Genomic DNA, 21,571 nt, shown 5'->3' with positions numbered 1-21,571 from the left:
AGTATTTTCAACACCCGAACAAAGCTGCGTAAAAAGTAAGCTCATAACCCTTACGGCAGTGGGGCTCATAGTGTGTTGAGTGTGGGCTATTCCTTAAGCTAGGAGTGTTTGAAGCAAGAACTGTCTGAATATTTAATAGCACTTCGGCTTGAGTGTTACTAGTTCAGTCGGCTGACTGAGCTAGTAACGATATTTGGGTTGTGAGTGTTGTTTTCTCAGTCGACTGACTGAGTTTTTAACAGTGTTTTGCCGATCAGCGTTACTAACTCAGTTAGTTAACTGAGTTAGTAACAGAGTGTTGCGGCTGTAGCTTATACCCCCAGAACATCCACCAGCTGAGCTTTGCACACTTTTGGGCCTATAACCCTAAATTCAAGTGCTTATACGTATAGAAAAACCTCCGCGCACCCACTAGAGGCCACTTACCCTTGCTGCATTTCTGCCCTGGGGGGATTGGGTGACGTAGTGCCACGCGGAGGCTTTTTCTATCTTACACGATTTTTGCTACATGTCGAGAGCTTGTTGTGTTAGGCGCGCCACACGCTTTTACCATGTTCTTTAGCTGTCGCAACGTCAGCAGTAAGTTGCGACTCATTTGCCTCAACTTCACCAGCAATGTAACGTTCAACTAGCTCTCGAGCTTCACTATCTTCATGTTGTACAGCAGGCGACTTCATAAAGTAGGAACTTGGAGCCAAAATTGGACCAGATAAATGGCGATCCAATGCAATCTTTGCAGCGCGTACGGCATCAATAACAATGCCAGCAGAGTTTGGCGAATCCCACACTTCAAGCTTGTATTCCAAATTTAATGGGACGTCACCAAAAGTGGTGCCTTCCAAACGCACGAAAGCAAACTTGCGGTCATCTAACCAAGCAACGTAATCGGATGGCCCAATATGAACATTGTGTTCATCCATTTCGTGAGGAACGATTGAAGTTACTGCACGAGTTTTAGAAATCTTTTTAGACTCAAGCCTAGAACGCTGAAGCATGTTCATAAAGTCCATGTTGCCGCCAACATTTAACTGGTATGTGCGATCTAAGCGTACGCCGCGATCTTCAAAAAGACGAGCCATCACGCGATGCGTAATAGTAGCTCCAACTTGGCTTTTAATATCGTCACCAATAATAGGTACTCCTGCGTCGCGGAACTTTTGTGCCCAGTCAGGGTCGGAAGCAATGAATACTGGCAAACAGTTCACAAACGCGCAGCCAGCCTCCATAGCAGCTGTTGCATAAGCTTTATCTGCATGTTCAGAGCCTACTGGTAAATAAGAAACTAGCACGTCAACGTGTTTGTCTTCCAATACTTGAGTTACATCAACTGGCTCAGCTTCTGATTCGTCAATCATTTCACGATAATAATCGCCTAAACCGTCATAAGTAGGCCCGCGCATAACTTCCACGCCCAAATTCGGCACGTCAGCAAAACGAATGGTGTTATTTTGCGAAGCGCCGATTGCTTCACTCAGATCATGACCGACCTTTAATGCATCAACATCAAACGCTGCAACAAACTCAATATCGCGCACACGATACTTGCCAAAAACAGCGTGCATCAACCCTGGAATTTTCTCACCGTCATCAGCGTTTTTGTAATATTCAACGCCCTGAACCAGCGACGAAGCGCAATTGCCTACTCCGGCAATGGCAACGCGGATGCTCATATAGACTCCTTGTCTGGGACAATAAGCGGCATTGCATTATGCCGCATTTATACATACTTCATCATACTATTGCCTTCACCAATATATGCCAATATGTGCTGCATTTTTAGTTATTTTTAACGATAAAAACGGTAGAATGAATAAAATTCAGCACCGGGCGCTACGGTTGAATATATGGTTGTACATAAAACTGGGCGTCGGTCGGCTTCTTCTCGTGAAAAATCAGCGAGGAGCATATCGTCACAATCGCAAAAAAATACGGATATGCCTGCTACAGTTCCTCCAAATGAACGTGGCTCGTATACTTCTCGTACGCGTGCTTCTTATACCTCTAGTGGCAACCATGGTTCAAGGCGAGAACGTTCACGCGCTTACACTCGTCAACAGCGCCGAAAAACTTGGCATGGAAGGCATCCTATTATTTTCTGGATGTTAATTATTATTTTCGTGCCTATTTTATTTGGTGCAGCAATCTTTGCTTACATGTACGCAACTACTGACATACCTGCTCCTGACAAAGTTGCTATGGCAGATAAAACTAAGGTATATTACGCAGATGGCAAAACAGAATTAGGTTCTTTTGCTGAACAAAATCGCGAAATTATTAACTGTTCTGTGCTTCCTAAATATGTTGGTCAAGCAATTGTTGCTTCAGAAAATCGTTCGTTCTATCATGATGGCGGTATCGATTTTAAAGGTATTGGTCGCGCACTCATTCATAATGTTACTAAACACGGTCGTTGGGGCGGTTCTACTATTACTCAGCAATATGCTGAACGTTATTATCTTGGTGAAACGAAAACTTATCTAGGTAAACTTCACGAAGCTATTCTGGCGTTGAAAATTGCACAAACGCAAGACAAGAATACTGTACTTTGCAATTATATGAATACCATTTATTTGGGTCGTGGCGCATACGGTATTCAAGCTGCTGCTAAAGCGTATTTTGGTATTGAGGCAAAAGATTTAACTTTGCCGCAGGCGGCATTGCTTGCGGGCATTATCCCAGCGCCAAGTAGTTGGGATCCTGCTATTGGTCCAAAAGAAGCGGGTATTCGTTTTAAGCGTGTGTTGCGCATTATGAAAGAAGATGGTTATATTACGGCGTCTGACGCAAAGCAAGCAACAATACCAAAGACGATTACGCAAACTACTCAGAACATGTATGCGGGACCACGAGGATACTTGCTGCGTATGGTTCGTGATGAGTTAACGCACAATGGGGCATTTACGCAAGAGGATCTTGATAGTGGCGGATATCGCATTATTACTACGATTGATAAAGCTAAGCAAGACTTAATGTTTAAGGTTGCAAGTCCTACCCAAGAAGGGCGTGGAATTGTGCCACAAGGTTTGCAGGTTGGCGGTATATCAGTAAATGCGAAAGATGGTTCAATTATTTCAGTGTATGCTGGTGACGATTATTTAGCTAAGCAGTTGAATAATGCAACACAAGCTTTGTATGAACCTGGTTCCACAATGAAACCGTTTGCGCTATTGGGTGCAATTCAAGCTGGTACAAGTTTAGATACTATGTTCAATGGCAACTCTCCGCGCAAGTTTGAAGGCATTGATAAACCTGTTGGCAATTTTGCTAATATGAGCTATGGCATGATTAATTTATATAGTGCTACAGCAAATTCTGTGAACACTGTGTATATGGATTTGCAACATAAGCTAGGTGCCAGCAAAGTTGCGCATACTGCTGTTACGGCTGGTTTGAATCCTCGGCGAGTAGATGGTAAAAATCCGTTTACGGTGCTCGGCAATGATTTAGTGCATGTGAATGAAATTGCGCGTGCATACGCTACGTTTGCTAATCAGGGCAGGCGTCCAGATTTACATATTGTTGCTAGTGTGAAGAATCCTGATGGCAAAGAGTTTTATCGTGCTCCTACCACTGGTAAACAAGTATTTTCTCCTGCAGATGCTGCATTAGCTACGAAGGCGATGGTTGGTGTAGTGCAACATGGTACTGCAATTGAAGCTCGTGCGCTTGGTAGAGCTGTTGCAGGTAAGTCTGGTACAGCCAATGATGAAACTGCTGGTAGTTTTGTAGGTTTTACGCCAAATATTGTGACTGCGTTTGCAATATGGAATCCGGACGCAAATGGTAGTCCGCAAGTAATTAAGCCATTCCACGGGTATCTTGGCGGTAGCGATTATCCTGTTCATCTCTTTACAAGATATATGAAACAAGCGTTAGTTGGCATGCCGAATGTTAAGTTCCCTGAAGCAAAAGATATGGGTAAAGTCGGAGGTCCAGATGGCACGTGGGGTTTGGGTGAACGTCATGTGTATGTGCGTGAAAAAACTCAAAATGACAATAAAGAAAATAAGGAAAAAGATAAGAACAAGAATAAAGAAAATAGTGAGGATAGTGATGAGCATATAAGCGGTAGTGATAGCACATTGCCAGACAGTTCTAGCAGCTATAACAACAGTACTTATGGAAGTAGCAGAGAGAATCAGACAGGTTCAGATGCTGCTCATGGTGGTCAGTAATTGATACATAGTGTTGAGTGTAAGCTGCAGGGTAATTGACTTATTGGGAATGCTTATAATCCGTGTTGACTTGGTAATGTGAGCCGATGATAAGGTTCGGTGGTTTTCATCGCCAGCACTGGTAAATAAAATTGTGAAAAAATTACCCAATAATCGTCGAATAAGTGTTGCACAACTCGCACTATTATGGAGACTGTCGTAAAGTCTAAAGTATGAGCGGAGAATTAACAGGAATGCAGTCCGATAATATTGACGAGCAGTTTGACGCTGTTGAAATGTCAGATGCTGCATCGTTGGATACAACTTTGCGTAAAGCTTCTGAGGTGCAGAATGATGAGAATCGTAGTGCATCCCAGCGCTCAGCGTTGTCCCAGCCAATCGCGCCGTTTTCGCCAGTTGTGGATCATAAATCGGCGGAAACAGTAATGCCGTTAATTCCGGAGGATGGTACGTCGGAAGCTGTGAAGCAAACTGTGAAACAATCTGTGAAGCAGTCTGATGGATTATCGAATTCTGGTAACAGTTTGCAAGATTTAGAAGATTTGCCAGAACAGTCAGCAGTACAAGCTTTTGCTGCAGTTCCTGATACTGGTACGTCTAAAATTGCGACCTTACCAAGAGAACACAATAATACAAAAAATTCTTTGCTTAATACCTCCTCACCATCTGATGACGTAGATCAACTTGATCCATTAATGAAGCGACCGCGCGTATCCACCATTTTATGGTGCATGATGTTAGCAGTAGTCTTTTTAATTTCAGCAGTAGGTTTGTGGTTGCTTAGTGTACAAACTGTGCTTGGGCAAAGTTATGAAGAGATGGTAATTAGTGGGTTTGGTTCTCACGGAGTGCCACCTTGGTTATCGTTCTGCCTGCGTCCGCTATGTATTTCATTTGTTGTTATTATTCTTGGTGCAATTATTGCTGTAGCAGCATTGAGCATTGTTTGTATTCGCAAACGTTGGTGGATGCTTGGTCAATGTGCTTGCATAATTATTTTGGCAGTTGCTGCTGAGCCGTTAAAAAAGATGTTGCCTCGACCAATGCTTATTAATATTGAATATTTATCGACAAATTCAGCGCCATCTGGTCACGCATTGGTGATTGCGGCAGCGTGTGCGTTGCTTATTTGTGCTGTATCTCGCGCGTGGAGAGCGTGGACTGCGCTCGGATCTGCGGTTATAAGTATTTTAGTACAGCTTTCTTTGATTGCAGGGCATTGGCACAGGTCTTCAGATGTACTGATATCATTACTTATTGTAGGTGCAGTAACACTTGCTGTGCTTGCTGGTACTCGCAGTAGTGGAATGGATATGCCAGCATATCGACGCTCATCGATTAGTGTGCAGATTGTGGGAAGCTCTATGATTACGTTGGGAGCGTTAGCCTGTTTGTACGCTGTGTATTTAATCTGGCAGATTTTGCCGGGCGTTGATATTTTTGCGCAATGGGCTTCAGGCGTATCTTATATTGCGACTTATTGGCTGATTATTGGTGTATCTTTGCTGGTTTATGGAGTGATTATGGTAATGCGCCATGCTACAGCTGCTCCACTAAGTCGGCTTGGTTTGGTGGGTGCTCCACCAACGCCGCCGTCAGCTGCATAAGTAATACGTCTATTTTGACTGCTTTTATCCACCGATGTGGAATGGGATAGACGTACAGCATAAGATGCGATACAGTTAGTGCGAAACTTGTAGGCGTATGCCTCTATGCTTGATGTTTTTGTGAAGAAAGGAGCGAATATGGCAGCGGAACATAAGCTAGTCATTGTGGAGTCTCCCACGAAGGCGCGAAAAATTGGCGGGTATTTAGGTAATGGATACACCGTGATGGCGTCAGTGGGGCATATTCGCGACCTCGCTCAACCGAGTCAGGTGCCTGCGTCGCGTAAGGCCGCATTCGGTAAATTTGGTGTAGATATCGATCATGGTTTTGCTCCTTACTACGTTGTTGGTGCCGATAAAAAGAAAACAGTGGCAGATTTGAAGTCTGCGCTCGCCAAAGCTGACGAGTTATATCTGGCAACTGATGAGGATCGTGAAGGTGAAGCTATTGCTTGGCATTTGGTTGAAGCGCTGAAGCCAAAAGTTCCAGTTAAGCGTATGGTTTTTCATGAAATTACCAAAGATGCGATTCAATCTTCGTTGAAGAATACACGTAATGTTGACAATAATATGGTTGATGCGCAGGAAACTCGTCGTGTACTTGACCGTTTGTATGGTTATGAGCTTTCACCAGTGCTGTGGCGAAAAGTTGGGCCTGGTCTTTCTGCGGGTCGTGTGCAATCTGTAGCTACTCGTCTTATTGTTGAGCGTGAACGTGAACGTATGGTATTTACTAAGGCATCTTACTGTGATGTTAGTGCACTTTTGTGTGCAGCTGATACCGATGGTAATGATGTTGATTTTGAAGCTCGTTTGACTGAGCTTGATGGACGTCGTTTGGCTGGTTCTAAAGATTTCAATGCCAATGGTGAGCTTATTGCTGTGAAGGATGATTCTCATCCAGCATTGCATATGGATGCAGTATTTGCTGCGCATCTAGCTGAGTCTTTAAAGAGTGCTGATTTCGTAGTGGATTCTATGGAAACGAAGCCATATCGTCGTCGTCCTTTGCCCCCATTTACTACGTCAACGTTGCAACAGGCTGCTGGTAACCGTTTGTCGATGAGTTCTCGTCAAACTATGCGAGCAGCTCAAGCTTTGTATGAGAATGGCTATATTACTTATATGCGTACGGATTCCGTAACGCTCTCTCAAGAAGCTATTGCTGCTGCTCGTGCTGCAGCTAGTGAAGTGTTTGGTGCACAATATGTAGCGGAATCTCCTAAACAGTATGCAACTACGTCAGCTGGCGCTCAGGAGGCGCATGAATGTATTCGACCAGCTGGAGCACATTTTTATAATCCAGATGATTTAGCAGATAAATTACCTGCAGATCAGCTCAAACTGTACACGCTTATTTGGCAACGTACGCTTGCTTCACAGATGGCTGATGCTACTGGTTTTACTGCAACAGTTAAGTTGAATGCGGATACTAAAGAACATGGCAATGCTTTGTTCCAAGCCTCTGGCACGGTTATTACTTTTGCTGGTTTTATGAAGGTTTTCGGTAATGCTTCTGCTTCTGATAGTGATAAGGCGTTGCCTCCTATGCAAGCTGGTGATGTACTTGCTGCACGGGATGTTACTGTAGGTGCTCATGAAACACAGCCACCTGCTCGTTATACGGAAGCTTCGCTGGTAAAAACTTTAGAGGCGAAGGAAATTGGTCGTCCTTCTACTTACGCAAGTATTATTTCTACGATTATCGATCGTGGCTACGTGTATGAGCGTGGTCGAGCTTTAATTCCTTCGTGGCTTGCTTTCGCGGTGATTAAGCTTTTGGAAGCTAACTTCCCGAAGTATGTTGATTACGCCTTTACTGCAGACATGGAAAATGGTTTGGATCGAATTGCGCATGGTGAGGAAACTGGTTGCGATTGGTTAACTAGATTCTATTTCGGTTCGGATGATAATTCTGCTAAGTCTGCAGATGAAGTGCATGTGGGTTTGCAACAACAAGTTGCTGAACTTGGTGAAATTGATGCGCGTGAAATTAACACAATTGATATTAGCGATGGTTTACATGTGCGCGTTGGTCGTTATGGCCCGTATTTGGAAGACACTAAAAATCTCGATACTGAGGGGAACCCTCGCCATGCTTCTTTGCCTGAAACATTAGCTCCAGATGAATTAACTGTTGATGTAGCTCGTGAGCTATTGGAAAATAATGCTGAAGGCCCTCGAGTGCTTGGTGTTGATCCTGAAACGGGTGGCACTGTTGAAGTGCGAAATGGCCGTTTTGGTCCATATGTAGCTTTGGTTGATGCACAACATGATAGTGAAGATGCTAAGTCTGATGCTAAGTCTAGTGCTAAATCTGCTAAAGCTCGTCCGAAAATGGCTTCATTGTTTAAAACTATGGATCCTGCGACCTTAAGTTTGCAAGATGCTTTGCAGCTTTTACACTTGCCGCGTTTGGTGGGCGAGTATGAAGATGTTGATGCGGAAGGCGTAGTCAAACTTGCGCGAATTGAGGCAAATAACGGTCGTTATGGTCCGTACTTAACTAAAACTTATTCGGCAGTTGATACTTCTGCTGGAGAAACAGTAGAAGCTAAGCCGGAAACGCGCTCGCTGGCTAGTGAAGACGCTATTTTTAGTACGACCTTAGAAGAAGCGCAAGCTTTATTCGCACAACCAAAGTATGGAAAGCGTACGCGTGGTGCTGCTAAGCCGCCGTTACGTGAGCTTGGAGATGATCCTGAAACTGGAAAACCAGTAGTCATTAAAGATGGTTTCTATGGGGCTTATATTACTGATGGTGAAACGAATCGCACATTGCCAAAGCAATATACACCTGAGTCGATTGATCCACAGGATGCGTTTGCATTGTTGGCTCAAAAGCGTGCTGCAGGTCCTGTAAAACGTAAGAAGCGTGCTACTAAAAGTACTACAAAGTCTACTTCAAAGAAGTCTACTGCAAAGAAGTCTACTGCAAAGAAGTCTAGTACTAAAAAAGCATCGAAATAAAATCTAAATCTTAAGTAGACCTTGCGTATGGAGTCACAAAATATGGAGTCACAAAATATGGCATCTCAAAATGGTGATTTTTCAGTCGGTTGTGCTTGCGGAGGAAACTGTGGTTGCGGCGGAGCGGAGCCCGCTGTGCGTAAAGGCTTATTTATTTCGTTTGAGGGTATTGATGGCGTTGGAAAAACAACGCAAGTTGAAGCACTAAAAGAACATTTGCAATCAACAGGGCGCGAAGTAGTTGTTACCTGCGAGCCAGGTGGTACTGCTCTCGGAAAATCTTTACGAGAACTGTTGTTGCATGGATCTTTTGTGTCTTCGAGAACTGAAGCGCTTCTTTTTGCTGCCGATCGCGCTCAACATGTGGCTCAGGTAATTCGCCCTGCGTTAATTCGTGGAGCAATAGTAATTACAGATCGTTATATTGATTCTTCGCTTGCATATCAAGCAGGTGGACGCGAATTAACAATGGACGATATACGAAACCTTAGTGAATGGGCTACAGACTCTCTGTGGCCGGATCGTACGTATTTGCTAGATATGCAGCCGGAAGCAGCTTTTGCGCGTTTGCACAGGCAGCAGGATCGCATGGAGTCCGCTGGAATTGATTTTACAAGACGCACCCGTGAAGCTTTTTTGGATTTAGCGCAAGAATCTGCAGATAGGTATCGCGTATTAGATGCTACGTGTTCGGCACAATCGTTATCGAAATTGATTGCGCAAGATGTAAATAATGCGATTGAAGAGCTTAACGCTCAATAAACGTAAATCGGGAAGCGCAGCAACATAACGAAGTGCAGCTACATAGTAAAAAATATGAGGGGGTGAAGCAATGAGTGTGTGGGATAGTGTTGTTGGTCAAGGGCAGGTAGTTCAGCGTTTGCAAAAAGTTGCTTGCGCAGACGCAAGTAAAATAGCGCAATCTTGGCTTATTTGTGGTGCTGCCGGCTTTGGTAGTGTGCAAGTTGCGCGCGCTTTTGCTGCTGCTCTTGAAAGCCCAGATCATGGCGAATGTAAAAATGGAGAGCTGAGTAAAACTGCTAAGGAAGTTCTGAATGGTTCGCATCCAGATGTGCATATGCTCACTACTGAAGGTGTGACCTTGAGTGTAGATGCTGTGCGCGAAGTTATTGGCATTTCTGAACAAATGCCGAGTACAGCTCCATGGAGAATTATTATTATTGAAGATGTTGGACGCATGTTAGAACGCAGTACCAATGTGCTTCTGAAAGAAATTGAAGAACCAAGTGAACATACGATTTGGTTACTTTGTGCTGCTAGTACTCAAGATGTATTGCCAACTATTCGTTCTCGTACGCAAGTTGTGCAATTAGCTATGCCGGACGAGCAATCCGTAGTTGAGTATCTTATGAAAAAAACCAGTGCGGATAGCAAACTAGCACATCGTGCAGCTAGGTTATCTCAAGGGAATATAACTACTGCGTTGCTATACGCAAGTGATGAACATGCTGTAAGTAGACGAGATGAGCTGATTGCAGGTTTGCTGCGTTTGCATGATGCTAGTGATGCAATTCTACTTACTTCCATGCTTATTGAGGACGCAAAAAGCCAAGCGGAAAATGAAATTCAGCGAAACGTTGATGCTCAGCAGAAAGAATTTCGCAGAATTAACGGTTTGCGTGATGAAGATCGTGTTCCTCCTAAGTTGCGCGCAGCTTACAATGCAATCGGTAAAAAAGATGAAGTAAAACGTAAAATCACGCGTGTAAGTCGAGATGTATTAATGCGTTCACTTGATGCGATTGCAAGTGTATATCGTGATGTTTTAGTCGTGATTCATGGTGCACAAGATTCTTCGCCGCTCATAAATCAGGAATATCAAGCAAATATTGTAGCGTTATCACAAAGATTTACAGCTACTCAGGTTCTGAATGATGTTGATAGCATTGCTGCAGCTCGCCGACGGCTCGCAGGCAATGGCAACACAACGCTTGTTTTTGAAGCGCTCTTTTGTTCACTGCTTGGGTAAATTCACTAAAATTTAGTGACTGCATAACTTCAAACTTGTTGAACATATACGTCATTGAGGTAGTGGATACTTGAAGTATGAATATTTCAACAGATTTCACTACTATTCCGGATGATTATTCTAAGGCTGCGCCGACGCAGAACAAAATTAACGGAGTACCGGTAGTCTCCTTCCCGTTTTACGTTGATGACATGCCACCTTTTGTGCATTATTTGCATTGGCGTTTTGTTGACGACGATGCAATACCTGTATGCGGTTTTGAGTGGATTCACTGGACTGCTGCAAACGTGCCTGTTGAAGCGTTAATGTTTGATTTTAACGATTCTCATGCTTTGCAAATACCGCAAGATTTTTCTCGTACTATGCAGTCGATGATTCCTGAAGCCGTGCAAGGACGTAACTCGCAAGCAAGTAGGTTTGTTGGCTGCACTGACCCAGCAATTACTATGCACTACAATGGTCCGCAGCCTCCTGATAAAGATCACGAATACATGTTTGAAGTTTTTGGCACAGAAAAGCCTTTGCCAAATCTTCAACAAGGATTCTACATGAATGAATTATTGCGCGAAGTGAGAAACGTAACATCAGGTGTAGATGCTGGTGGCATGTTCCTTACTGGTAAAGCTTAAACGCAAGTATGAGAGCAACCAATTATGGTTGCAATTAACACCTAAGCGTTAGAATCAAAAAGTAATAAATCTAAAAAATATAAAACCTAAAAACAGGGGATGCAAATATGGCATGCACAACAATTCTTGTTGGTCGAAAAGCAAGTTATGACGGGTCTACGCTTATTGCGCGCAATGAAGACTCAGCCAATGGCGAATTTAATCCAAAACGTTTAGTAGTAGTAAAGCCGGAAGATCAGCCTCGCGTTTATAAGTCAGTTCTTAGCCACGTAACAGTTGAGTTGCCGGATAATCCAATGCAATACACAAGCGTGCCAAACGCAGACTTGCGCGAAGGAATTTGGGGAGAAGCTGGCGTCAACGAAGCAAACGTTGCAATGAGCGCAACAGAAACGCTTACATCTAATGAGCGTGTGCTAGGCGCAGACCCAATGGTTGAACTTCAGAAGGCACAAGGCAAAGTTGGCGATGCTGACTACAAGCCGGAAGTTCCAGGTGGAATTGGCGAGGAAGACTTCCTAACGCTTGTTTTGCCTTATATTCGTAGCGCTCGCGAAGGCGTTGAGCGTTTGGGTGCGTTGCTTGAAAAGTACGGCACTTATGAAATGAACGGCGTTGCGTTCTCTGATGTGAACGAGATTTGGTGGCTTGAAACCGTTGGCGGCCATCATTGGATTGCTAAGCGTGTGCCGGATGAAGCTTATGTTGTGATGCCAAATCAGCTTGGAATTGACGAGTTTGATTTGGATGATGCTTTTGATGCTCAAGAGGAACACATGTGCTCGGCTGATTTGCTTGAGTTTATTGAAGAAAACCATTTGGATTTGTCAGTAGAAAACGCTTCGCCGTTTAACCCTCGTGACGCTTTCGGCTCTCATTCGGATGCCGATCACGTGTACAACACTCCTCGCGCATGGTTTATGGAGCGTTTCTTGAATCCTTATGACGAAGTGTGGGATGGAAAAGATGCAGATCACCGTCCGGATAGCAACGATATTCCTTGGGCTCGCCAGCCTGAGCGCAAAGTCACAGTTGAGGATATTAAGTACGTTTTAAGCTCGCATTATCAGGGCACTGAGTATGATCCTTACGGCAAACTTGGCGATGAGCACACTCGTCACATGTTGCGCCCAATCGGCATTAACCGTCAAAGCGAACTTGCAGTAATGCAAATCCGCCCTTACGTGCCAGAAGCAATGCGTGCAATTCAGTGGATTACTTACGGCTCTAATCCTTTCAACTCTTTAATTCCGTTCTATCCGAACGTAAATCGCACTCCGAAATATTTGGAAGATACGACTACTCGCGTAACAAGCGAAAACTTCTATTGGGAGAATCGTATTATTGCAGCTCTTGCGGATGCTGCTTTTAACGATACTGCAAACGCAATCGAGCGTTACCAGGAAACTGTTGGTTCTCTTGGTCATGCAATGGTTAAGAACACAGATGGCGAAATTGCTGATTTGCTTGGCGTTTCTTTGAGGGATTACGAGCCAGAGCGTGAAGGTGATGAAGGCGAAGATTACGATGATTTAGTTCGCGATCCTGAGGCTATTATTGCTGAGCTTCGTAACGACAAAGTGCGCGAGGCTTTGGCTGTAGCAAACGACGATATGGCAGCAAAGTTGAAGAAAGAAACCGATTCTTTGCTTGACACAGTGCTGTACATCACTAGCATGCGTATGAAGAATGGTTTTAATCGTTCCGATCACTGAAATGTAATTACATAAGTTTTCTTATAAATAGATACAGAAAAACTTATGAAAATAATGTAATGACTTAAGTGCCTTCCGAAGAAATGAACTTTTTATTTCATGAGGAAGGCATTTTTGTTATGTTTTGTTACTTTGTTATAGATGTTACTAATAACGTGCATAGTTGTTGGGCGTGCTGTCTATGCTGAGCGCAAGCAATCGTATAGTATGAATCATGTAACTTAATTTCCGCATGCATTGTTGTGCAATATGCCTATGAAAGAGGGGTACATGAGCATTCTTGATTCATACACTACAACATTCGGTTTAGTAAAAAAAATTGATGCTTTTGGATACGTGGACTATCTTAAGCAGCATCCTGAGGAGCCTCGTAAGCATGGTAAAGTGCTTCTTGTTACTGCTGATACTCCGTTGAAAGCTTCTCGTGGTGAAGGTAAAACAACTACAACTATCGCGTTGGTTGATGCTTTGCGTGAGCGTGGTGTGGATGCGGCGGCTGTTTTGCGTCAGCCGAGTATGGGTATTACGGCTGCTGGTTCTAAAGGCGGTGCAAGTGGTGGCGGCAAGTCTTCGCTTTCTCATCCTGAGTTGATTGACTGGGGTTTGTGCGGCGAAATGGCTGCTATTGCTTGCGCGCAGAATTTGCTGGTTTCGTTTGCAGAAAAAGCAATTGATGAAGGTAAACTGGATACTATTTTGGTTCCTCGTGTAAGTGAAGTTCCTTCGCGTTCACTTCGCAGTATTGCTGTTGATTTTGGTAAGGGCACTATTCCTGAGCGTGTGGTGCTAACTCCTACTTGCGAGCTGATGCAAATCGTGGTTCTTTCTCGCAGCATGGGTGAAATTTCTGAGCGCGTTGCTGCTATGATTGCTGGTACAAAAGACGGTAAGCCTGTTAAGTTTGGTGAGTTTGTGGATTTGTGGCGAATTACCAATATTCTTGCCGACGCTGTAAAGCCTGCAAAAACTGAGACACTTAATGGTTCTCCGATTTATGTTCATTGTGGCCCGTTTGCGAATGTTTCGCTTGGTATTCCAAGTTTGGTAAGCGTTGAAATGGCTTGCGCTGAGCATGATGTAGTGGTTGTGGAAGCTGGCTATGGTACGGATGCTGGTGCGCAAAAGTGGCTGGATATTGCTGCTCGCGAGTTTGGTGCTCAGTGGCCTGCCGCTGCTGTGGTTGTGACTCGCGCAACAACTTGGCGTGATGATGAAACCTTGGCTTGGCGTTACCCGTTCCATGTTGCGCGACTGGAATCGCTTAATATTCCTACTTTCCCGTTGATTAATTTGTGGGAAGGTGAGGATGATCAAGTGCCTGAACTGTTGGAGCAAGCGCAGTCTTTAGGATTCAGAAAGCCAATTGTTGGCAATTTGTTCCGCGATGGCGGCGATGGTTTGGCAGATCAGCTTGACGATTTTGTGTCGGTAATTAGTGCTGATGCTGAAACGCAAGTGCCAGAAAGTCGCAGGGGTCAAGCGCTTTTGGATCGCGTTAAGTTGCTGTGTGAAGAAGCTTACGGTGTTCCAACTGAGCGCGTAATTGAAAAAGCTGGTTTTGAGGATTCGTTATCTGCAGCTGAGGATTTGTGCGCAAATGCAGGTGTTGAATTTGATGATCTTGCGTTAGTGGCAGTCAAGTCTCCTGCAACTATGACTGATGATGATCACAAGCCAGCTGAAGAGCGTACTGTTACTTTAAAGAAGGTGGAAGTTCACGCCGGCGCTGGTGTTGTGCAAGTCAATCTTACTGCTTCGCTTACTACACCTATGCCAAAAATCGTGTGATTTTTTCTTCTTTGTATAACAAAACGTCGCGAGTGTTTTCCTATGTGAAGCATAAGCGACGTTTTTGTTTGTAAGCATTGTTTTTGCTATGCGAGGAATGTGCTCGCTACAATGATGTGCGAGTACTCCGCATGCAGTGTGTTATGATATGTGAAAAATGTCACATGTACTATTTATTTGTCTTATTGTTATAACAACTGTAATTATTGTTGTTTGCAGTTCTTATCTACCATTTGCGGTACATATTTTCCTATAACTGCCATTAAAGGCAATAAATTTTATTTCAAAATGCTGATGGAAAATATTTTATATGAGTGTTTTTGTTGCAATGTGGCAGATTTTTGTTGTTGTAAAAATTACGGTAATTTTCGATTTGCAAAATTGTGAATGTGATGATTTACTCGGAATTTGTTTTATTTATATTTGTTATCCCGAGGGGAGGATATGCGCGCTCGTGGAAACAAAAAATTTACAGCAGGAATAATTTCTGCTGCGTTATTATTTGCTGGAATATCGACGCCTACGCTTGCGCAAGCCAGTAATTTACATAGTAATCGACCAAAATATGTAAGTAATGCACCAAAGCAAGTTAAACAAACTGATGTTGCAGCGAAAAACGTTGCTGGCATGGTGAACGATTTGATTCCTGCTCCTACGCAGCATTTTGGCAAGCCAGATGGAAAACTCCCAGAAGTAAGAACTTCAATCAGCTATGTTGATGGAGATTCTACTGACAATCATGCGGATACGAATAAAACTCATAAAATTCTGCGCCCGGGTAGCAAGCTTACGCTTCGGGCTACAGCCAAATTTATTGTTCCTGAAGATGGTGATGTTTTTAGACCATATCTTCGACTAGCTATTCCGAAAATTCCGCCGGTAACTGAGAAGCCATCTGAAGATAAGACTTCTGTTGATCATAATCCTCGCCATAATGACAACACAACTTCGTATGACCATATGAAGAATGAGCTAGCAAAGACAGGTGTAAGTGCAATCGTTCTTGTTGTTGCAGCTGTTGTTATGTTTGCATTAGGTTTGATGAATAAACTGAAGTTGCATCTTCGTAGAGGTAAGCATAGAGAATAAATACGCGTAACTCAATTTAAAAAGATGTGTGTAAAGATAAAAATGCCCCCCTGAGGGATTTGTGTCCTTCTTGGGCATTTTGTTATGTCTAAACTTTAGAAATTTATTATTTGACTATCTATTTATTGTACTACAATATTGTAGTACAACATTGCTATGAGGAGAGTAAGAATTATATTCGAAAATCATAGTAATAAGCATGGCTTAACTTCAGAAGATATTGCTTATGCTGTAGAAAATCCAATAAAAACTGAAGAAATGGAGTATAAAGGTGTTTTATATATACGTTTAACTGGTAAGCATGATGATGTATTAATGCCATCAATTGGTATCGTTATGAAAATTGAAAATAATACTTTGCGTATTTATCATGCGGGGAGTGGTGAACAATCATTTTGGGATTTACCTTTTGATGATTGGGTGAAGAAATACAAGATAAAATAGATTATAGTTTGTTTACAACAGATTATTTGTAGGAATTAGAAGGTAAAAGCATGGCCAAAGTAATTGAGCATAATGGAACTACTATTGTTCAGCGCGAAGGCGATGAAGCGCGTGAGCATATGAATAATTTAATAATGAATCTTACAGATACTGACAATATGGAAGATGCTCATGTTGCGCTTGTTGGGCGACCGCCTATTATGAGCAATCTCGAAGCATCTACAATTATTCAATTTCGCATACCTAAATCTTGGAAAGACAAAATTGCAGAAGATGCAAAAAAAGAAGGCGAATCTACAATTAGCGAGTATCTACGTTCACTGTTAATGAGGCGCCATCGAGAATTACAATCTGCCTAACTGTTGAGTTTTGCGGGCGCGACGACCTGCTTTAGCGCTTAGAGCGTAGCGCGCGAAAGCAACTCGGAGCGGAAACTCGCTTAAGTTGGAAGTCCAGTGGACTTCCAACGCGAGTTTCGTAGCGAGCGCGTTAACCGCAGGAGCCGTGTGCTCTTTGCGGGCAGATATTTTGCGAATGTAGTAGTATATTCGGCTGTAAAAGTTGCGTGCATTTAAATAGTTGGCTAGGAGCAAAAATGAGCGAGATTGAATCTGAAGAAACGAAAACGAATACTTCAGAGAACCGCGATGTATGCGGTACAGTCGTTCTCGCAGCAACGCCTATTGGCAATATGGGTGATGCTTCTGCGCGACTTATTAATCTGCTCGAGACTGCAGATATTGTTGCTGCAGAAGATACGCGTAGGTTGTATGATTTAGCGAACCGTCTTGGTGTGCATGTTGGCGGTCGCGTGATTGCGTATCACGATCACAATGAACGAAACAAGGCGGATGGTCTGCTAGATGAAGTTGCACAGGGTGCGCAAGTTCTTGTGGTATCGGATGCTGGAATGCCAACTATTAACGACCCAGGTTTAGCAATTGTTCGTCGGGCTATTGAACGTGGTTTGCCTGTTACATGTGCACCTGGTCCGAGTGCAGTTTTGGATGCGCTGGCATTATCTGGACTTCCGACTGATCGTTTTTGTTATGAGGGCTTCTTGCCTCGTAAATCAGGCGAGCGTCAACAGCACTTGCGTTCGTTGAGAACGGAGCGCAGAACAATAGTATTCTATGAGACTCCACACCGCATCGCAGAAGCTATGGAAGATGTGCTGTCTGTGCTTGGCTCTCATCGTTCAATGGCTTTATGTAGAGAGTTAACAAAAGATTTTGAAGAGATTCGTCGAGGAACGGTGCAGAGTATTCATGATGGAGTGCTTTCTGATCCTCCTCGTGGGGAAATAGTGTTGGTTATTGCCGGTGCTAGTGATGAAGAAGTGCAGGCAGAAAGTTCTGAATTAAGCATAGATTCACTTGCAAAATTAGCGATTGATTGTGCTGAAACAGAAGGGTTGCGCATTAAAGATGCAATCACAAAAATAGTGAAAGAGCATCCTTTTGCTGACGGATCATACGCTAATCGCAAACAGGTTTACTCGGCCTGTCTTGAACAAAAAAGTGAAGCAGCGTAAAGCGAGTGTATTAAGCGTAATTTATTCTTAACTCTTGTCATATGCGGAAAAAAGTACTTCAAAACTGTAGCGGACATCAGGTCCGCCCTGCTGTGAAATGTATTCTAAAAGTTGTGCGTCAGCAGTTGGGTTGGCTATAACCCATTTGCGCAATTCTGGTATGTGTTTGGCTATATACCATAATATTTTAGGTTGCGTAGTAGGATCGACTGCAACAAGTGGTGTCAATATTATTGGTGGTTGAGGGGGCATGCTTGCTTTTTGAGTAGTGTTAGATTGTATTGGCATAGTTTGCTCATTTCGTTGTAATATCGTGTAACCAGTTTCGAGCGTGAATAGATCCAGGAAAGTACGGATTGTTATCGATAATTTGTTTGCATTTATGTAGGTCGATGCAATAGCGTGATATCAGTAATTGAGCAATATCTTTTCTGTATAGTTCATACTTTTCGCTATTGCTCGGAGTATATGCTAAATCGCAAATAGTGCGTTCTGGTGTTGTAATGCGTATTTTTCCCAATACTACGAATTCTTCATTGCTTAAATGTCTACGAAATGAGCGGATTGTGCGCCCATGTGGTTTTCTACGTAGATGCCCATAATCAATAACATCTATATTTTCAGGGAAATTACCTCCTACCCAAACCCATGCTGCTGTAAATAAACAAGCTATGCTTTCTGTAGTTATGAAATTGCTGACTATACTACTTCTGCCTTGCGTAGATGTAGCGGTTTTATGTGAATAGCCAGTATTGAGCGTGAGTTGATTTAATACGCCGATTTTTGAAAGTTTTTTCATACACATAGGTCCTGGTAGATGGTTGTTATCAAGCAATGGTGGGAATTCTTCTTGCGGAATTTCATTAGTTTGTTGCAATGTATGTCTTCGTTGTTGTGCCATGTTCTACTCCTTCTTATTTCTTCTTATTCCTTTGTATTTCTTTGTATTTCTTCTTATTTCTTTGCATGCGAATCGTTTTTATGCCCACTTGTTTTTCTTTATGCTGTTTTCGTGTTTTTGTTGCTAGGCGTTTTTGTTACATATAGTGAGATTATGTTGTGCTGTCTGTGCTTGGCAGAGAATTTGTGTAAATTGTGGATATGTGAATAGGTAGAGAGAAAAATGATTTTTATACACTGTTATTGTGGACTAAGTTAGTAGCGTGTGCGATGTTATTGTGCACATATTCACATTTTTACAATGCTATGTTGCACTCATTGGCTTATTTGTGTAAAGCGTTTTGAACGTAAATTAGGTATATATTACGACGATTTTTATATTGCCGCACTATCTTTGCCTGAGCTGAAATATTTTTTCTTATTGGGCAGATTATGCGTAATTTTTTTAGTTTGGATGTATTTCTTGAATTTTACTGTGTACATTTGCTGGCACTGTCCGCGCTGAACAAGATAATATTGGGCTATGAGTCATATTTTGGTGAATGTTGCTTGGCCGTATGCTAACGGCCCTCGTCATATTGGTCATGTTGCAGGATTCGGGGTACCCTCGGACGTGTACGCGCGCTACGAGCGTATGAAGGGCAATGACGTATTGATGGTATCTGGTACTGATGAGCACGGTACCCCAATTTTGGTTGAGGCAGATAAAGAAGGTGTTTCTGCGCAAGAGCTTGCAAACCGCTACAATCGCGTCATTACCAAGGATTTGTGCGATTTGGGCTTGAGTTACGATTTGTTTACGCGCACAACAACCGCAAACCATGAGCATGTGGTTCAGGAGATGTTCCGCCAGTGTTTAAAGAACGGTTATATTTATAAAGGCACGCAGAAGGTTGCTATTTCTCCTTCTACTGGTCGTACCTTACCTGACCGCTATATTGAGGGCACATGTCCATTGTGTGGTGCAGACGGCGCTCGCGGAGATCAATGTGATGCTTGTGGCAATGAGCTTGATCCAGATGAGTTGATTAATCCTGTTTCAAAAATTAATGGTGAAACTCCACGTTTCGAAGAAACTGAGCATTATTTCCTTGATTTGCCTGCTTTAGCTGAAGCGAACGTTAATTGGCTTCATTCTCGTGATGGTTGGCGTACTAACGTCATTAACTTCTCGCTTGGTTTGTTTAAGGAAGTAAAGCCTCGAGCTATTACGCGCGATATTGATTGGGGTATTCCTGTTCCTGTTGAAGGTTGGGTAGATAACCCTAATAAGCGCTTGTACGTATGGTTTGATGCGGTTATTGGCTATCTGTCTGCATCTATTGAATGGGCGCGTCGTCAAGGCAAGCCGGATGCGTGGCGTGACTGGTGGTGTGATCCAAAGTCTCCTGGTTATTACTTTATGGGTAAAGATAATATTACGTTCCATTCTCAGATTTGGCCTTCAGAAATGCTTGCGTATAACGGAGCTGGTTCTAAGGGTGGTGAGGCTGGTGTTTACGGCCCACTTAATATGCCTGAGCAGGTTGTGGCTTCTGAGTTTATGACTATGGAAGGCAAGAAGTTTAGTTCTTCGCGTGGCATTGTGATTTATGTGAAGGATATTTTGGCGCGTTATCCTGTGGATGCAGTTCGTTACTACATTTCTATTGCAGGTCCTGAAAATTCTGACGCTGATTTTACTTGGGCTGAGTTTGCTCGTCATAATAACGAAGAACTTGCAGCAAGCTGGGGTAACCTAGTAAATCGTGTAGCAAATCTTATTAATAAGAACTTTGGCGCGATTCCTCCACTCGATGAGGATTCTATGACTGCAATGGATCGTGCGCTTCTCGATCAAACTTCTGACGCATTTGCTTTAGTGGGTAGCTTGATTGAGCGACATCGTCAAAAGAATGCTCTTACGGAAGCTATGCGCATAGTTGCAGATATTAATAAATATATTTCTGCAACTGAGCCTTGGAAAATTAAGGATGATGAGGCTCGCCTTGGCACTGTGTTGCATGTTGCAGCTCAGGCTGTTTCGGATGCAAATCATCTTCTTGCGCCGTTCTTACCTCATTCAGCGCAGAAGGTTTGGGAAGCTCTTGGTGGCACAGGAGTATTCTCGCCGTTACCTCGCATTGAAGAGGTTGAGGATTTGGATAATCCAGACTTTAAGTATCCGATTATTACGGGTGATTATCGTTTGGGTGAAACTGTACATCCGTGGGAGAGCGAGGAGTTGGTGGCGGGCACACCTGTTCCGAAGCCAACGCCTATTTTTGCCAAGATTCCGAAGGAAGCAGTTGATGAAGAACTTGAGCGTTTTGCTACTGCATTAGCTGAGCGTCAGCGTGTTGAAGCTGAAAGACTTGCTGCGGCAAAAAAATCTTTGGCAAATAGTGGGAATTAAGTTGGAATTTTCCGTGAAGGTATCATAAAATTACAAGAAATAGTGGTTGTTTCGTTCTTGAAAAATATTTTAAGGAAATTTTAAGGAAAAACCACTTTTCTTTGAACGAATGTTTAGTTATACTAACATATGTTAATGGTTCGCCATTAGCGAGGTTCATTTTTGAACCCCATAATTGAAACCTTCTTCTCTCTTTCTCTCTGCCCCGGCGGGTTTCTCTTTCCCGCCGGGCTTCTTTTTATCTTTTTATCCTTCGCAAGTATTCGCAAAGCCTCAGCACTGGTACTAACTCAGCAAACGAACTGGGGTTATAGGCCAAAAAGTGTGTAAAACTA

General features: G+C 43.1%; 15 protein-coding genes, 1 other RNA gene and 1 pseudogene. 13 read left to right on the top strand and 4 right to left on the bottom strand.

All coding sequences use genetic code 11. The features are described 5' to 3' along the window. Nucleotides 1–388: 388 nt before the first annotated feature. Nucleotides 389–485: signal recognition particle sRNA small type (ffs, locus tag HMPREF3208_RS00275), an RNA gene on the bottom strand. Between the two features lie 42 nt (nt 486–527). Next, entirely contained in the window at nt 528–1,670 is a 1,143-nt protein-coding gene (locus HMPREF3208_RS00270) for an inositol-3-phosphate synthase (RefSeq protein WP_064346664.1), read from the bottom strand. Between the two features lie 174 nt (nt 1,671–1,844). Between HMPREF3208_RS00270 and HMPREF3208_RS00265 the strand changes: the two genes are divergently transcribed. From HMPREF3208_RS00265 to rsmI, 12 genes and pseudogenes are all read left to right on the top strand, one after another. Beyond that, complete coding sequence (locus HMPREF3208_RS00265) at nt 1,845–4,175, top strand: transglycosylase domain-containing protein (RefSeq protein ID WP_032814231.1); 2,331 nt, start codon at nt 1,845–1,847, stop codon at nt 4,173–4,175. A gap of 212 nt (nt 4,176–4,387) precedes the next feature. Further along, nucleotides 4,388–5,782, top strand: a complete 1,395-nt coding sequence (locus HMPREF3208_RS00260; protein WP_064346662.1) for a phosphatase PAP2 family protein — start codon at nt 4,388–4,390, stop codon at nt 5,780–5,782. Nucleotides 5,783–5,920: 138 nt separating this feature from the next. After that, nucleotides 5,921–8,752: a type I DNA topoisomerase gene (gene topA / locus HMPREF3208_RS00255; protein ID WP_064346674.1), complete on the top strand. Its 2,832-nt coding sequence runs from the start codon at nt 5,921–5,923 to the stop codon at nt 8,750–8,752. Between the two features lie 57 nt (nt 8,753–8,809). Continuing rightward, the gene (gene tmk / locus HMPREF3208_RS00250; RefSeq protein ID WP_064346671.1) at nt 8,810–9,514 is read left to right on the top strand and encodes a dTMP kinase; all 705 of its coding nucleotides are present in this window, start codon (nt 8,810–8,812) and stop codon (nt 9,512–9,514) included. A 70-nt stretch (nt 9,515–9,584) separates the two neighbouring features. Continuing rightward, complete coding sequence (locus tag HMPREF3208_RS00245) at nt 9,585–10,742, top strand: DNA polymerase III subunit delta' (protein ID WP_064346661.1); 1,158 nt, start codon at nt 9,585–9,587, stop codon at nt 10,740–10,742. Nucleotides 10,743–10,819: 77 nt separating this feature from the next. Continuing rightward, on the top strand, nt 10,820–11,371 hold the full coding sequence (locus tag HMPREF3208_RS00240) for a YbhB/YbcL family Raf kinase inhibitor-like protein (protein WP_016636989.1): 552 nt from the start codon (nt 10,820–10,822) through the stop codon (nt 11,369–11,371). A 107-nt stretch (nt 11,372–11,478) separates the two neighbouring features. After that, on the top strand, nt 11,479–13,086 hold the full coding sequence (locus HMPREF3208_RS00235; RefSeq protein WP_064346659.1) for a C69 family dipeptidase: 1,608 nt from the start codon (nt 11,479–11,481) through the stop codon (nt 13,084–13,086). Between the two features lie 270 nt (nt 13,087–13,356). After that, nucleotides 13,357–14,874 (top strand): formate--tetrahydrofolate ligase, encoded by a 1,518-nt coding sequence (locus HMPREF3208_RS00230; protein WP_064346657.1) that lies wholly within the window; start codon nt 13,357–13,359, stop codon nt 14,872–14,874. A gap of 636 nt (nt 14,875–15,510) precedes the next feature. After that, nucleotides 15,511–15,747: pseudogene (locus HMPREF3208_RS06975) on the top strand (signal peptide protein, YSIRK family); the annotation flags it as partial. Between the two features lie 372 nt (nt 15,748–16,119). Further along, nucleotides 16,120–16,407, top strand: coding sequence for a hypothetical protein (locus tag HMPREF3208_RS00220; protein ID WP_064346654.1), 288 nt, complete (start codon nt 16,120–16,122; stop codon nt 16,405–16,407). Nucleotides 16,408–16,457: 50 nt separating this feature from the next. Further along, a complete protein-coding gene (locus HMPREF3208_RS00215; protein ID WP_064346653.1) occupies nt 16,458–16,766 on the top strand; it encodes a hypothetical protein in 309 nt (102 codons plus the stop codon). A gap of 236 nt (nt 16,767–17,002) precedes the next feature. Continuing rightward, nucleotides 17,003–17,941, top strand: a complete 939-nt coding sequence (gene rsmI, locus HMPREF3208_RS00210; protein WP_016637042.1) for a 16S rRNA (cytidine(1402)-2'-O)-methyltransferase — start codon at nt 17,003–17,005, stop codon at nt 17,939–17,941. 27 nt (nt 17,942–17,968) lie between these two features. On the opposite strand, the gene HMPREF3208_RS06845 is transcribed toward rsmI, so the two are convergent. Both HMPREF3208_RS06845 and HMPREF3208_RS00200 read right to left on the bottom strand, forming a co-directional pair. Next, nucleotides 17,969–18,229, bottom strand: a complete 261-nt coding sequence (locus HMPREF3208_RS06845; RefSeq protein ID WP_016637041.1) for a variant leucine-rich repeat-containing protein — start codon at nt 18,227–18,229, stop codon at nt 17,969–17,971. A gap of 7 nt (nt 18,230–18,236) precedes the next feature. After that, complete coding sequence (locus HMPREF3208_RS00200; RefSeq protein WP_016637039.1) at nt 18,237–18,842, bottom strand: hypothetical protein; 606 nt, start codon at nt 18,840–18,842, stop codon at nt 18,237–18,239. A gap of 522 nt (nt 18,843–19,364) precedes the next feature. On the opposite strand from HMPREF3208_RS00200, the gene metG reads away from it, so the two are divergent. Continuing rightward, nucleotides 19,365–21,236 carry a methionine--tRNA ligase gene (gene metG, locus HMPREF3208_RS00195; protein ID WP_016637037.1) on the top strand — a complete coding sequence of 624 codons (1,872 nt, stop codon included), beginning with the start codon at nt 19,365–19,367 and terminating at the stop codon, nt 21,234–21,236. Nucleotides 21,237–21,571: the final 335 nt, after the last annotated feature.

It is taken from the genome of Gardnerella vaginalis (genome assembly GCF_001546485.1).
Lineage (GTDB): Bacteria > Actinomycetota > Actinomycetes > Actinomycetales > Bifidobacteriaceae > Bifidobacterium > Bifidobacterium vaginale_D.
This window is presented reverse-complemented; position numbering and strand designations above follow the sequence as displayed.